The organism is Sphingomicrobium arenosum, assembly GCF_026157085.1.
GTDB lineage: Bacteria > Pseudomonadota > Alphaproteobacteria > Sphingomonadales > Sphingomonadaceae > Sphingomicrobium > Sphingomicrobium arenosum.
Genome location: NZ_JANPVN010000001.1, coordinates 1,280,127 through 1,293,510 on the forward strand (window position 1 = coordinate 1,280,127; position 13,384 = coordinate 1,293,510).

Sequence of the window (13,384 nt, forward strand, 5' to 3'; positions counted from 1 at the left end):
CGCTCAGGCCCGCTCGTTCGACTTAATCGTTGTCTGCGCGCTGTGCGTTTAAGTTGAGCCGCTCGCGCATTTCCTTGCCCGGCTTGAAATAGGGCACGCGCTTGGCGGCGACATCGACGGGATCGCCGGTGCGCGGGTTGCGCCCGGTGCGCGCATCGCGCTGGCGCGTCGAAAAGGCACCGAAACCGCGAAGTTCGACGCGGCCGCCATCGGCCAGTTGCTCGATGATGCTGTCGAAGAGCCCGGCGACGACGGCTTCCACTTCGCGCTGCGTCAGGTCAGGAAAATCCTGGCAGATCTTTTGCACCAGTTCCGAACGGATCATGCGGTTCTCATCCCCCGTAATTACACATCGCTCCGCCCCCCGGCGGATCATCTGGGCACAGGATTGGGAAAAAAAACGGGGCGGTGCAAGCCCTTGCTCGCACCGCCCCGAATTTTTTCATCCCGAAACGGGAAGGGGCGACTTACTTGTCGTCCTTCTGCTTCAGCGCTTCGCCGAGGATGTCGCCGAGGCTGGCACCCGAATCCGACGAACCGTACTGGGCCACGGCCTGCTTCTCTTCCGAGATCTGCAGCGCCTTGATCGAGTAGTTGGGCTTCTTGGAACGATCGAAGCCGGTGACCAGCGCGTCGAACTTCTGGCCGACCTGGAAACGCTCCGGACGCTGTTCGTCGCGGTCGCGGCCAAGGTCCGAGCGGCGGATGAAGCCGATGGCGCCATCGTCGCCGGCCTGCACTTCGAGGCCGCCGTCGCGCACGTCGAGGACGGTGACAGTGACCGTCTCGCCCTTCTTGACGCCGTCGGCATCGGCCGACACGCCGCCACGTTCGAGCTGCTTCATGCCCAGGCTGATGCGCTCCTTCTCGACGTCGACGTCGAGAACGACGGCCTTGACCGTCTCACCCTTGTGGTGGAGCTGCAGCGCTTCCTCGCCCGACACGCCCCAGGCGATGTCCGACATGTGGACCATGCCGTCGACGTCGCCCGGAAGGCCGATGAAGAGACCGAATTCGGTGGCGTTCTTGACTTCGCCTTCCACTTCGGTGCCGACCGGGAACTTGTCGGCAAAGTCGTGCCACGGGTTCGACTGGGCCTGCTTGAGGCCGAGCGAGATGCGACGCTTTTCCTCGTCGACTTCGAGGATTTTGACCTCGACTTCCTGGCTGGTCGAGACGATCTTGCCCGGGTGGACGTTCTTCTTGGTCCAACTCATTTCCGAAACGTGGACGAGGCCTTCGATGCCCGGCTCGAGTTCGACGAAGGCACCATATTCGGTGATGTTCGTCACGCGGCCCGTGAAGTTGGCGTCGATCGGATACTTGGCCGAGGCGCCTTCCCACGGATCGGCTTCGAGCTGCTTCATGCCGAGGCTGATGCGCTGGGTCTCGCGGTTGATGCGGATGATCTGCACCTTAACCTTGGCACCGATCTCGAGAACTTCGCTCGGGTGACCGACGCGCTTGTAGCTGATGTCGGTGACGTGGAGCAGGCCGTCGATGCCGCCGAGATCGACAAAGGCGCCGTAATCGGTGATGTTCTTGACGACGCCCTCGATGACCTGGCCTTCGGTGAGGCTCTGGATGAGGTCGCTACGCTGCTCAGCGCGAGTTTCCTCGAGGATGGCGCGGCGCGACACGACGATGTTGCCGCGGCGACGGTCCATCTTGAGGATCTGGAACGGCTGCGGGATGTCCATCAGCGGGGTGACGTCGCGCACGGGGCGGATGTCGACCTGGCTGCCCGGAAGGAAGGCCACCGCACCGCCGAGGTCGACGGTGAAGCCGCCCTTCACGCGGCCGAAGATGTTGCCCTCGACGCGCTCGTCGGCCTCGAACTGCTTTTCCAGCTTGTCCCAGGCAGCTTCGCGGCGCGCACGGTCACGCGACAGCATCGCTTCGCCATTGGCGTTCTCGACGCGGTCGACATAGACTTCGACTTCGTCGCCGACGCTGATTTCGGCCTTCTGGCCGGGGGCGGCGAATTCGCGCAGCGGGACGCGGCCTTCGCTCTTCAGACCCACGTCGATGACCGCGAGGTCGTTCTCGATGCCGGTCACCTTGCCGGTGACGACCTTGCCTTCGAAGCCTTCGTCTTCGCCACCGAGTTTTTCATTGAGAAGCGCGGCGAAATCGTCGCGCGTCGGGAAAGCCGTATCGGCCATAAAGTTCACTTCTTTCGTCTCTGGGTTTGCCGCCGGTCTCCCACCACGGGAGCGCCTTCTCCTTGCGGACTTGGACAAACCTGATCCAATCCCGCTCCGGGACCATCCCGAGAGCGGCATCCGTTGACCCGATGGACACGGAAGGCTGCGACAGCGTGTATCGGCGAACGAAACGATCGGCAAAAATGCCTTTATCGTCCGTCACTTGACGCTGGAGACGGGCCTTCCGCGAACCGACCGGCTCGCTGGACGGGCGCGCTGTAGCGGCAAATGGCTATTTTCTCAAGTGTTTCCTCGGGCCGTCTCGACCGCCCGCACCGCCGCCGCGATGGCGTCCTCGACGCCCATGGCGCTGGTGTCGAGGAGCACCGCGTCCTCGGCCTGCACCAAGGGCGCATTGTCGCGCCCCGCATCGCGTTCGTCTCGCGCACGAATGTCGGCGAGGACATCCTCGAGGCTGACCTTGATGCCCCGCCCCTCGATCTCCCTGAAGCGCCGCTCGGCGCGCACCTCGGGGCTGGCCGTCACGAACAGCTTGGCATCGGCATCGGGGCAGATGACGGTGCCGATGTCGCGCCCGTCGAGGACCGCGCCGCCCTCCTGGTCTGCGAAATGTTTCTGCCGCTCGAGGAGTGCCTCGCGCACGCCGGGATAGGCCGACACGCGGCTCGCGATCTCGCCGATCACCTCGCTGCGCAATTCCTCGTCGCCGAGGTCGATCTGCTCGAGCCCCTCGACCGCGCGGCGCGCCTCGAAGGCATTGCCCGGATCGCCGCCGAAGCGGAATAGCGCGAGCGCTACTCCGCGATAGAGCATCCCCGTGTCGAGATGCGGCAGGTCGTAGTGGCGCGCGAGCGCCCTGGCGATGGTCCCCTTGCCGCTCGCGGCAGGACCGTCGACCGCGATGAGGAGGCGCTGTGACTGTTCCATGGTGACAGGGCTTTGACAGCGCTTGTCCGCTATGGCAAGGCGCCGCCCGATGAACATTCGCGGCCGGCGGTATCGTGCCCGGAAGCGCACCACATAAGAGGAAGACAGATGGTCAAACCCGAATGGGGCACCAAGCGGACCTGCCCGAAGTGCAGCACCCGCTTCTACGACCTTGGCAATGACGAACCCGTGACCTGCATCGAATGCGGCGCCGAATGGATCCCCGAGCCCGTGCTCAAGTCCAAGCAGCCGCTGCCCTTCGACGACGACGACAAGAAGAAGAAGGACGACGATCTCGCGGGCGACGATCTCGACGATGTCGAGGACGATGACGGCGGCAGCGCCGATGACGATGTCGATCTCGACACCGGCGATGCGGGCGTGACCGTCACCAAGGATGACGACGACGCCGACGAAAATTAAGGCGAAGGCGTCGGGATGAAATTTTGGGCTTGCATCGCGGCTCAAACCTTTTAAACGACGCCCACGCTCTGGGGCCGTAGCTCAGCTGGGAGAGCGCTACAATGGCATTGTAGAGGTCAGGGGTTCGATCCCCCTCGGCTCCACCATCCTCCCCCAACCAACTGAAAAGGTTGGGGGACATCTGAAAACAAGGCATTTTTCCCATGCGGGTGTTACATTTGTAAGGATGTAAGCCCATGTGCCTGTACCTAGATCAACGCGGCTCGACCTACTACTTCCGCCGCGTCATCCCCAAAGAACTTCAAAGCGTCATCGGCAAGCGAGAGTTCACTTTCTCGCTACGCACCAAGGATCGCGAAAAGGCCAAACGCCTTCGCACCTTCCATGCCATGGAAACCGACCGAAAATTGGACGAGGCGCGCAAGTCCCTCGAATGGTCCACCTGTAGTGTGCGGGCTGCCGAAAGTTCGGCGAGCCCCAGCGACGGCGACGCCGACTTCATTACCCAGCTTGCACAGGAACGGCTGCGGCGTGAGGAGGCCGCTCGCGAAGAAAGCTTCAAGCGCCGGGCTGCGCGAGAGAGCCATCGCGACGAACTCCGCTTGAAGCTCGAATGCCCGTCCGCTTTTCTGCCGCAACGTGAAGCGGCGATGAAAGACCTACTGCGTGAACAGGAAGAGCGGGCGAATGCGGCTGAAGCCAAACTGGCGGCATTACTCGCGCAGGCGGCAGCTGATCCGCGCCGCGTCACCTTGTCACCTGCCGAACCGTATCTAAAGACCGCGACCCTCGACGGCGAAATCCTCGACGGCTGGAAGGCCGAGCGAAAGCCCGCGCAAAAGACCATCGACGCCCACAAGGCAGTTGTTCGCTGGTTTCACGAGCGCGTGGGCGCGAAGCCTGCGGCCAGCCTGACAATTGAAGACTTCCGCACGTTCAAGAACAAGCTGGTTGAAGAAGGCCAGTCCACCGAGAACATCAGGACGAAGCTGTCTCGATTGCAAACGCTCATGCAGTGGGCGTTCGACAATGGCATGGTCGCCGAGAACCATGCGGCGAAGGTGAAGCTCAAGGAGACTAAGGGTAAAACAAAAGCTCGCCTCCCCTTTGACCTGCCAGCCCTGAAGGCGATCTTCTCAAGTCCCGTTTTCAGTAGGGGTGAGCGCCCGAGCGTGCTGCGTGGGGAGGCGGCATACTGGCTACCCCTACTCGCGCTATACACCGGGGCACGGCTGGAAGAGTTGGGCCAGCTTCGATTGATCGATGTGACAGAGCGCGAATACCCCGACGCACAAGGCCAGGAACGTTCGGCATGGTTCATACGGGTCACAAGCGATGAAGCCGACGACCTCAAGTTGAAAAACGCCAACAGCGAGCGGTACATTCCGGTACACCCGGAGCTTGAGCGGTTGGGCTTCATTGCGCACGTGAAGGAGGCGAAACACGGAAACGCCGACCGTCTATTCCCGCAGCTAAAGCCGGACAAATATGGGCGGCTGACAGCAAAGTGGGGCGAACATTGGAGCAGGTATCGTCGCGAGATATGCGGTGTCACCGACCGAAGGATGGTCTTCCATTCCTTCCGCCACACCTTCAAGACCTACGCCAGACTGGCATCCATCGACGATAGTGTGCAGCGCCAGTTGATGGGGCACAGCGCGCGTGACGTAGCCGACGATTATGGCGAGGGCTGGGATCACCAGCTTGTGGAAGCGATGAAGACCTACGCGGTTCCGGGCCTGACTGGCTCGCTTCCAGACCCCGCTGACAGCTAGAGTTCTGCGGCCTTAAAAAGCTCGGAAGGCGTGCACTCCAGAGCGTCGGCGATGCGCACCACGTTCAATACGCTGACGTTGCGCTCGCCGCGTTCGATCTTGCCCATATGGCTACGATCTAGGCCCGCCGCATCGGCCAATGCCTCCTGCGAGAAACCAGCCTCCTTGCGCGCGGATCGCACAGCCGTTCCCAGCCGCTCCAGCACGCAATCGGCGTCTAGTTTCTTCGATACCCTTGGCACGCATTACAGCTTGCCCGGTGGTGGATTTTCGGCCACGGCATTTACGACCCATTTGAGGTTCGGTGATGGAAGTTTTCGGGGGGGGCTGCATGTTTGGTTTCGGTAAGGAGAAACGCCAACGCCGTGAGGCTATACGTCTCATCGCAATCGCGCTCGATACGGAAGAAGACAAAGAAGCGACTTCCCGTCGCTATCTAGGACTTCCCCCCGTTCAGATGTCCTCCATCCCTACAGCCGCTCTCGCCTCGCAGTTGATGGCTGGCGTCGCGCCTTGGGAGAAGAAATATATTGGCGGGCGCTTGCTGCCCAATCCTTCCGCGACTGGCATGGCTATCGAAGCATTGTCCTACGGCATGGACGACTTGCGTGGCCGCCCTCAGGAACAGGAGCTCGTCCGGCGCGCCCTCGGCTTCACATTGGCTGTGGTTGCGAAAAAGCAGAGCCTCATGAACGACGCGGATTATGAGCTCTTCCAAATCCTCGGTCGGCGTTTCATGCAACACCCGCTCAATCAGAATGCGAGAGCCGTCGCCTCGTAACGAAATATGAGACAGATGGCGCACGTGTTTGGAGCACGCACGGTTCGGGTCGGATCGGTTCGGATGCGTCTGTTCTCATGACGGTATCAAATCAAACCTGCCGACCGGACACGTTGAAATCGGCTTACGGGTCTTAGTTATGGTACATGGGAGCGCCCCCCATCACTTATTTTGGTGGCGTCCTTTTTATCTCCGGCGCTCCTCCGAACATGTCCTTAAAGGATGCCTGCATAGCGTTAAAAAGGGCCTGTTCGTGAGAGGTCCCCACAATGAAACTATCGTGTACGGGCAAGGCCACAATCCCCTGCGCATCCAGTCTCTTTAAAACATCTAGGGCAAGTTCGCTGTCGGCACGTTGCAAGACAAGCCCCAGCCCCTTCCCAAAGTGCTTAACCAGCGGTGACAGGTAAGCGATGTAATCCGCCAAGAAGGTTGCGAAAGCGACCCCCTCAGGAGGGTGGTTCTTTTGGGCACGCTTGATCTCTGACCCACCTTGTTTAACTGATCGGTTCAATAGGCGTTGCAGCGTCTCTTTGCATAGCTCGCGGCTGTATGGAGGCAAAAAGTAGGGGTCGCCCTCGAACGGCTGTTCAATCACGTTGAATAGGATGGACGGGTGGAGGGCACTGAAATCCAGTTCGACGACTGGTTCGCCATCGATGGTGAGGTTTGGACGCTCCTCTTTATCAAGGCACATCCACCAGCCGCCATAAAGGCGACCCCCTCGGTTCCACTCTCCATTAAACACGCGGTAAAGTGATTTGGCGCTGTCATCGCCGAGGACAGCCCCCTTCCATTCCACTTCGCTTGGTTTGCGCGCTATCCGCGCAAGGCGCTTTGCCCTCAACCGATCCCAGCTATCTTCGGGCAGAGAAATCTTGCAGGCGTCGAGCTTTGCGTTGAGCCGATGCAAAACCTCGCGGCTTTCCTTGACTTCTTTCGGCTCTGGCCCAGCGTCGGCTTTCGATGCCTTAAGGCGAATGGTCCTATCGGCAAGGCGATAGATATGGCGGTGCTTCACCCCGAGCTCGGTCAGCTTCTCCCTGAATGTGGGCATCGCTCGCATGCGGGATGTGCGGCTGAAACCGAACATTTCGAAATCAATAGGGTGGTCGCGGAAAAACCCCTCTTGGTAGTCAATCAGTGCCACCGCCAAGAGCTTGTCTCGCGCCAACACCATAGCTGGATAGCTCAGTGGCGACTGGCTGTAGGCGTTACGGTTGAATGGTACCGCCGCATATCGGCTGTCATCAACTCGGTTGAGTGCCGCTGCTGCGAGATTCGCGAGAAGCGCAGAGACGGTATCTGAGCGGCTAGCTGCCGCCCGCCTATTGAGCTTGCGTTGTCGTTGCTCGCCTTCTTCGACCAGTCCCAAGGCCCACTCAAGCAACGCCTCTCCTGCCCCCCCTCTCAAGCGGCGAGCGGGATCTAGCGGGAAAGAGTTTTCGAGCTCGAGACGGCGTGTATCGTTTCTAAGGTTGCCGTCATCGTCGGAGGTTGTTTCAACCATGGGGCGCGCGTCGCATTTTCATTCTGAGGTCGTCGAGTGGGGGCGCTTCATCTCGATTGCGATGCAATGATGCAATCGATAAATCTCTAGTACGGCGTGTCGAAGCTGACGGCGGGCGGCTCATTGGGTCGCCCGCTTAGTACCATGGGCGCTTACCCCCGGCATACCAGCGCGCCAGACCTTCTCGTACGAGAGTGGCACCGACATCCTCGCCATCGACAAGCACGATGCGCAGGCTGCGTCCATATCGATCCTGATCCCTATCGATCGACCGTAGGCTTACAGCGCCGCCATTGACGAGTTGATGTAAGCGCCGAGTAGCTCGGTCGCCCAACTCTTTCTCACGGGAGCAGCGCGGCGAATGGGTTTCTGGTGCATCGATGTTTGCAAGGCGAATGTTTTCCCCTCGCATCCAAATGGTGTCACCATCGACCACACAGTTTCGACCGCCGCCCGTGTGACAGAGGCCAAAGGCTAGTCGCTGGTCGTGCGACCGCGCAGGAGGCGTTTCAATCTGCGATAGTCCCGCACCTGTCTCGAACCAGCCTAAACCGTACGCGCTACCAACTAGCGCCGCGCCAAGCCAAAGGGGTACGTAGCGCATCCAACCGCTTCCTTTCTTGCGTGAAGAGATGGAACGACCACGCTCCCTTCGGCTCTTTCCAAACTGGACCCGCACGACATTTCCGGTCCGCTTTCGCGACATCCTAAACAGCCCTCTCAACCCGCCGCTTTTCGACCCGCTGGATCGCAGAACGTGATACGCCGTATTCCTTCGCCAGAGCGCCCAATGAAGCGCCATCCAGACGTTTCTGGATGATTTCCTGCTGCGCCTTCTCGGTCAGCGCTGGCGGCCTTCCTAGGCGCTTTCCAGCAGCCTTTGCGCGATCAAGTCCAGCCTGCGTTCGTTCGATGAGCAGGTCGCGCTCAAACTCCGCCACCGCATTGATGACGCCCATCGTCATTTTTCCGGCTGCGCTAGACAGGTCCATCCCCCCAAGCGCGAGGCAATGCACGCGCACCCCCTCCCCTGCTAGCGCCTCAACCGTGGCTCTCACATCCATGGCGTTTCGGCCTAGGCGATCCAGCTTCGTGACTACGAGAATGTCGCCGGCCTCCAGCTTGTCGGTAAGCTTTGCAAACCCCGGACGCTCTGCTGCGGCTACGGAGCCGGACACGGTTTCGGATATAACCCGCCGCCCCTCGACGTTGAAACCAGCGCCCGCGATCTCTCGCATTTGATTTTCGGTTGTCTGGTCCTGTGTACTGACCCGGCAATAAGCAAATGTTCGCCCCACTACGGCCTCCTGTATCGAAAGGGTGGCTCGTATCTATTTCTGTATCGGAACTCCTGTCAACCTATATTTCGATACGCCCTTCGTCGGTGTATCTTAAACGGTCGTTTTCGTTACCAACGAGGGCAGCCGGGTAGGGGTATGGGGGAAAATGTAAGCGCATCTTGTCTGAGGTCCCGCTTCAGATGAGGATGAAAAAATCTAGCCGTGGAGTGCGGGAGTTATGGCAGTTCTGGCGCGACCCTCTTGCAGCCCTCCGGATTGAAGGGAATAAGGTGGCGAGCATTTCCAAGTATTGGGCCCGCAAAATACGCGGTAAGCCGAAGGGGCGTAACTTTCCATGCCAAGCAACAACTCAAACAAGAGCCTCACCGATGCCAAGAAGGCTAAGGAGGATGAGTTTTACACGCAGCTTTCGGACATTGAGAAAGAGCTCAAACACTACCGGCACCATTTCAAAGGCAAAGTCGTCTACTGCAACTGCGACGACCCCCGCGTCTCTAACTTCTTTCACTATTTCTCTTACAACTTTGAAAAGTTGGGTCTCAAGAAGCTCATCACCACTTGCTATCGTAGCCGCGACTTAAACCTTTTCAGCGAAAACGATTCAGATTCAGCGGTCATGCTCGAATACTCCGGCGACCTTGATGGCAACATGCTGCCGGACATCGAAGAAATCGGCGTGAGCGCTCTTACAGGCGATGGTGACTTCCGAAGCCCCGAGGCAATCGCACTTTTGGAAGAAGCCGACATTGTCGTCACCAATCCGCCCTTCTCGCTGTTCCGGGAGTTTGTCGCACAACTCATAGAGTACGAGAAGGACTTCATCATCCTTGGCAATCAGAACCAGGTAGCCACGAACGAGATTGCTAGCCTCATTACGGAAGGCAAGCTGTGGCAGGGGAACTATAGCGGCGACATGTCCTTCAAGGTGCCTGACTATTACGAACCCAGAGAAACAAGGTTTTGGATCGACGAAGACGGGCAGAAATGGCGCAGCCTTGGGACGGGTTGCTGGTACACCAATCTCGACTTTGCAAAGCGCCATGAAGAACTCATCTTGTTCCGAGAGTATGACCCCGAAGCATATCCGTCATACGTGAACTTCGATGCTATCGAGGTCGGGCGGTATAGGGACATTCCCCGAGATTACGCGGGACTTATGGGCCTGCCTATAACTGCATTGTCCAAGCTGTCTCCCGATCAGTTTGAAATCGTTGGTTTCAGCGGAACACTGGCTAAGCCGATGTCGGACGTGGTGCCGGGAGCTAAGGGGTCAGGACGCTTCTACATCGATCGCGGCAACGGCGAGTTTAAGCGCATGTATGACCGCGTGGTAATTAGGAACAAGAAGCTATGAAGATCGAGCTCAAAGAGATCACCGTCCGGGAGTTGGCGGAGGGCTACCGGGACAACCAAGAGCTTGGCGTCGTGGCATTCGGCGGCAAGCTTGACGTTCGCCCGCCATATCAGCGCGAGTTCGTATACAAGGACGCCCAGCGCGATGCCGTCATAGATACGCTGTCTCAAGGCTACCCTCTCAACGTGATGTATTGGTCAGTTCGCGACGACGATAAGGGCTACGAGATTATCGATGGGCAGCAGAGAACCATTTCTATCTGCCAGTTCATCGAGGGCGATTTCGCGGTACAGATAGGTGGCACTGAGCAACTCCGCTATTTCCATAATCTGCAAGAGGACGAGAAGCAGCAGATCCTAGACTATTCCCTCATGGTTTATCTCTGCTCGGGCACGCACAGCGAAAAACTCGAATGGTTTAAGACCATCAACATTTCAGGGGAGGAGCTCACGGCTCAGGAGCTTAGGAACGCTGTGTATTCTGGCCCTTGGGTCTCATCCGCCAAACCATACTTTAGTAAGTCGCTCTGCCCCGCTCATTCGATGGGGGGAGACTACCTGTCAGGCTCAGCAATCCGCCAAGACTACCTCGAAACCACGCTCAAATGGATGACAGAGGGCAAGATCGACGAGTACATGGGCAAGCACCAGCACGACCCCAATGCTAACGCGCTGAGACTTTATTTTGAGTCCGTGATTTCATGGGTTAAAGCCACCTTCCCGCACTACCGATCGGTGATGAAAGGGGTGCCTTGGGGCTTTCTGTTTAACGAGTTCAAGGATGCCGCGCTGGATTCGGACGGGCTAGAAGCCCACGTTAGCAAACTGATGGCCGATGACGATGTTCAAAATAAGAAGGGCATCTATAGCTATGTCTTGGACGGAAAAGAGAAACACTTGAACCTTAGGGCGTTCACCCCCGCCATGCGCCGCGCAGCGTATGAACGGCAGAAGGGTGTATGTGTCGAGTGCGGGAAGAAGTTCGAGTTTGAGCAAATGGAAGCAGACCACATCGATCCATGGCACTCTGGAGGTCGGACCGTCCCTGAAAACTGCCAAATGCTTTGCCAAGAGGATAACAGGAGAAAAGGCGGGAGATAGCACCCCGAGCCCCGAAGACGGCCCGGCCACAAGATTTTGTGTGGATAACTCACTGACCGGGCTTTGCGCCAAATCAACTAATCGCTACATTTACCTCGCAACCTATCCCCTTATGCTCGCTTGGCCCATGATGGGTGCAGGTCAGAGCGGCGGGGGTGATCGCGAGGCACTGCGCTTCGCGTGGCAAGTCGAGGCTTCGGCAACTCTCGTTGCTGGGCCACGGCCTGCGGGAGGCCCGCACTCCCCGGCTGAGATGTGCGAGCGTGGTGTTCCGCTAGAGGCGGCCTGCCAGACACGCTCCGAACATTATTCTCGGTCGAGGGCGAAGGCCGCGCAAGGGCTTGACGCGCCTAAAAAGCTGCTAAGCTTAGAGGGAGGATTGCCATGAGCGGTTGCGGAAACATGACTTTGAGGAGTAGCTGGCTTCGCCAGCAATGGATCTTGGTCATGGTGTTGTCCCTTATGCTCGCTTGGCCCATCATGGGTGCAGGTCAGAGCGGCGGGGGTGATCGCGAGGCACTGCGCTTCGCGTGGCAAGTCGAGGCTTCGGCAACTCTCGTTGCTGGGCCACGGCCTACTTAGCCGGGGGTAACTTTGTCGGCAGGCCCCTCAGCTAGTAAGTCGCTTCACTACCGAGTGCGGGAAACCAGCACGCTCTTAGCGGCATGGCATGAGATACGCAGGAATGCGGAGACCTCTCAGACGAGGGGTACAAAGGAGAAGGCAAAGACCTTCGGCCAATCTTTGCCATCCAACCTCAAGAAGCTCCAATCTCGATTGCGGAAAGGCTACAAGTTCGCTCCTGCTTATGGTGCGACGCCGCCAAAAGGAGAGGGAAAGGCAGGGAAGCGACCAGTCGTCGTCGCACCGTTAGAGGACCGCATCGTTCAACGCGCGATCCTCGACACATTGCAGACTGCAAGCGCGCTTCCATCGATCCAAACCATATTGGAAACGCCTACATCGGTGGGTGGGATACCGGGTCGCGGCGTCGATATGGCGATAGGTCTTATCGACGACGCATGGCACGAGGGATACCGTTTTGCTGCCGGGTCTGACATCAAAAGCTTCTTCACGAAGATCCCGAAAGCCGATGTTCTTGCATTCCTAAGCCGTGAGATTTTTGATGAGAAGTTTATCGGCCTGATTGAGCGGGCTCTTACGATTGAACTCAGAAACGCCGCCGACCTTAGCGAGGACGATCTGGCGCTCTTCCCGTTAGGCCCTGGCGGTGTGGCGCAAGGCAGCCCACTGTCTGCCCTAGCTGGCAACATTGTACTGCGTGACTTCGATCACGAAATGAACCAGCGCGGTCTGATATGCATCCGCTATATTGACGACTTCGTCTTGCTCGGAAAAAAGTTTAGCAATGTAAGGAAAGGCATGGATGCTGCTGGGCAGCTTCTTCGACAGCTCGGGATGGACATCTACGACCCATCCAACGACAGTAGCAAAGCCTTCATCGGTCCCATCGATGGAAGCCAGACATTCCTTGGCTATAAGTTAGAGCCTTCCAGCTATCCCCCATCCCCCGAAGCGCAAGAAAAACTGAAGGCGAGGATCGAGCGGCTTATTCGGGAGGGGCAGGCCACCATCCGAAAGGTGGTTGCATCTCGCCCACTCAAACATACAGACCGAGCTTTTGCGCCTACAATCGTCGCTATCAACAACACACTTATGGGGTGGAAGGGGTCTTTCAAGAGCTCCAACTCCCCCGAAGTTTTTCAGGCCCTCGACAAGTGGACGCAAGGGCGGATTGCCGATTTCGAGCACTTCATGGAGCGCCAGCTTAGGGGCTGTCCAAGTGGATTGCGGGCGAAAGCCTTAGGCGTGTCGGCAATCGATTGACGAGTCCGAAAAAGTGCTACAAACGGGTGTCCCAATAGTTAACTCCGCTTGAGAAAAAGCTTTTTGTTTCAATGGTGTAGAGGTCAGGGGTTCGATCCCCCTCGGCTCCACCATCCTTCCAAGGATACGAAATCAGGCGTCGCGCAAGCGGCGCCTTTTTCGTTTGCGTTGGTGCCAGCGAACCTCCTTGATGTGTC

General features: G+C 58.5%; 13 protein-coding genes and 1 tRNA gene. 7 read left to right on the top strand and 7 right to left on the bottom strand.

Translation table 11 applies throughout. From position 1 onward, the window contains the following. Positions 1 to 22: 22 nt before the first annotated feature. From NUW51_RS06415 to cmk, 3 genes are all read right to left on the bottom strand, one after another. Positions 23 to 325 carry an integration host factor subunit beta gene (locus NUW51_RS06415; protein WP_265563862.1) on the bottom strand — a complete coding sequence of 101 codons (303 nt, stop codon included), beginning with the start codon at positions 323 to 325 and terminating at the stop codon, positions 23 to 25. A 142-nt stretch (positions 326 to 467) separates the two neighbouring features. Further along, positions 468 to 2,165, bottom strand: a complete 1,698-nt coding sequence (rpsA, locus tag NUW51_RS06420; protein WP_265563864.1) for a 30S ribosomal protein S1 — start codon at positions 2,163 to 2,165, stop codon at positions 468 to 470. 282 nt (positions 2,166 to 2,447) lie between these two features. Further along, positions 2,448 to 3,095, bottom strand: coding sequence for a (d)CMP kinase (gene cmk / locus NUW51_RS06425; protein ID WP_265563866.1), 648 nt, complete (start codon positions 3,093 to 3,095; stop codon positions 2,448 to 2,450). A 108-nt stretch (positions 3,096 to 3,203) separates the two neighbouring features. Here cmk and NUW51_RS06430 point away from each other — a divergent pair, with 108 nt between their 5' ends. From NUW51_RS06430 to NUW51_RS06440, 3 genes are all read left to right on the top strand, one after another. Continuing rightward, positions 3,204 to 3,518 (top strand): FYDLN acid domain-containing protein, encoded by a 315-nt coding sequence (locus NUW51_RS06430; protein WP_265563868.1) that lies wholly within the window; start codon positions 3,204 to 3,206, stop codon positions 3,516 to 3,518. A gap of 70 nt (positions 3,519 to 3,588) precedes the next feature. Then, a tRNA-Ala gene (locus NUW51_RS06435) sits at positions 3,589 to 3,664 on the top strand. 90 nt (positions 3,665 to 3,754) lie between these two features. Next, positions 3,755 to 5,293: a DUF6538 domain-containing protein gene (locus NUW51_RS06440; RefSeq protein ID WP_265563869.1), complete on the top strand. Its 1,539-nt coding sequence runs from the start codon at positions 3,755 to 3,757 to the stop codon at positions 5,291 to 5,293. Here the strand turns inward: NUW51_RS06440 and NUW51_RS06445 are convergent. Further along, entirely contained in the window at positions 5,290 to 5,499 is a 210-nt protein-coding gene (locus NUW51_RS06445; RefSeq protein ID WP_265563871.1) for a helix-turn-helix domain-containing protein, read from the bottom strand. The genes NUW51_RS06440 and NUW51_RS06445 overlap by 4 nt on opposite strands. 125 nt (positions 5,500 to 5,624) lie before the next feature. Here NUW51_RS06445 and NUW51_RS06450 point away from each other — a divergent pair, with 125 nt between their 5' ends. Continuing rightward, a complete protein-coding gene (locus NUW51_RS06450) occupies positions 5,625 to 6,074 on the top strand; it encodes a hypothetical protein (protein ID WP_265563873.1) in 450 nt (149 codons plus the stop codon). A 166-nt stretch (positions 6,075 to 6,240) separates the two neighbouring features. Here the strand turns inward: NUW51_RS06450 and NUW51_RS06455 are convergent, their stop codons facing one another. From NUW51_RS06455 to NUW51_RS06465, 3 genes are all read right to left on the bottom strand, one after another. Further along, positions 6,241 to 7,584 (bottom strand): hypothetical protein, encoded by a 1,344-nt coding sequence (locus tag NUW51_RS06455; RefSeq protein WP_265563875.1) that lies wholly within the window; start codon positions 7,582 to 7,584, stop codon positions 6,241 to 6,243. Between the two features lie 136 nt (positions 7,585 to 7,720). Next, the gene (locus tag NUW51_RS12840; RefSeq protein ID WP_322597079.1) at positions 7,721 to 8,386 is read right to left on the bottom strand and encodes a thermonuclease family protein; all 666 of its coding nucleotides are present in this window, start codon (positions 8,384 to 8,386) and stop codon (positions 7,721 to 7,723) included. Further along, on the bottom strand, positions 8,292 to 8,882 hold the full coding sequence (locus NUW51_RS06465) for a recombinase family protein (protein ID WP_265563878.1): 591 nt from the start codon (positions 8,880 to 8,882) through the stop codon (positions 8,292 to 8,294). Before NUW51_RS06465 ends, NUW51_RS12840 begins: the two co-directional genes overlap by 95 nt. A 337-nt stretch (positions 8,883 to 9,219) precedes the next feature. Here NUW51_RS06465 and NUW51_RS06470 point away from each other — a divergent pair, with 337 nt between their 5' ends. The 3 genes from NUW51_RS06470 (at position 9,220) to NUW51_RS06480 (ending at position 13,187) form a co-directional block, all read left to right on the top strand. Beyond that, a complete protein-coding gene (locus tag NUW51_RS06470) occupies positions 9,220 to 10,239 on the top strand; it encodes an adenine-specific methyltransferase EcoRI family protein (protein WP_265563879.1) in 1,020 nt (339 codons plus the stop codon). After that, entirely contained in the window at positions 10,236 to 11,339 is a 1,104-nt protein-coding gene (locus NUW51_RS06475) for an HNH endonuclease family protein (protein ID WP_265563881.1), read from the top strand. Before NUW51_RS06470 ends, NUW51_RS06475 begins: the two co-directional genes overlap by 4 nt. A 636-nt stretch (positions 11,340 to 11,975) precedes the next feature. Continuing rightward, positions 11,976 to 13,187, top strand: a complete 1,212-nt coding sequence (locus NUW51_RS06480; protein WP_265563883.1) for a reverse transcriptase domain-containing protein — start codon at positions 11,976 to 11,978, stop codon at positions 13,185 to 13,187. The last annotated feature ends 197 nt before the right edge of the window (positions 13,188 to 13,384 follow it).

What these genes read in the sequence shown, in the direction of transcription:
- NUW51_RS06415 (WP_265563862.1), bottom strand. Translation starts at nt 325, where the DNA reads ATGATCCGTTCGGAACTGGTGCAAAAGATCTGCCAGGATTTTCCTGAC.
- rpsA (WP_265563864.1), bottom strand. Translation starts at nt 2,165, where the DNA reads ATGGCCGATACGGCTTTCCCGACGCGCGACGATTTCGCCGCGCTTCTC.
- cmk (WP_265563866.1), bottom strand. Translation starts at nt 3,095, where the DNA reads ATGGAACAGTCACAGCGCCTCCTCATCGCGGTCGACGGTCCTGCCGCG.
- NUW51_RS06430 (WP_265563868.1), top strand. Translation starts at nt 3,204, where the DNA reads ATGGTCAAACCCGAATGGGGCACCAAGCGGACCTGCCCGAAGTGCAGC.
- NUW51_RS06440 (WP_265563869.1), top strand. Translation starts at nt 3,755, where the DNA reads ATGTGCCTGTACCTAGATCAACGCGGCTCGACCTACTACTTCCGCCGC.
- NUW51_RS06450 (WP_265563873.1), top strand. Translation starts at nt 5,625, where the DNA reads ATGTTTGGTTTCGGTAAGGAGAAACGCCAACGCCGTGAGGCTATACGT.
- NUW51_RS06455 (WP_265563875.1), bottom strand. Translation starts at nt 7,584, where the DNA reads ATGGTTGAAACAACCTCCGACGATGACGGCAACCTTAGAAACGATACA.
- NUW51_RS12840 (WP_322597079.1), bottom strand. Translation starts at nt 8,386, where the DNA reads ATGGCGCTTCATTGGGCGCTCTGGCGAAGGAATACGGCGTATCACGTT.
- NUW51_RS06470 (WP_265563879.1), top strand. Translation starts at nt 9,220, where the DNA reads ATGCCAAGCAACAACTCAAACAAGAGCCTCACCGATGCCAAGAAGGCT.
- NUW51_RS06475 (WP_265563881.1), top strand. Translation starts at nt 10,236, where the DNA reads ATGAAGATCGAGCTCAAAGAGATCACCGTCCGGGAGTTGGCGGAGGGC.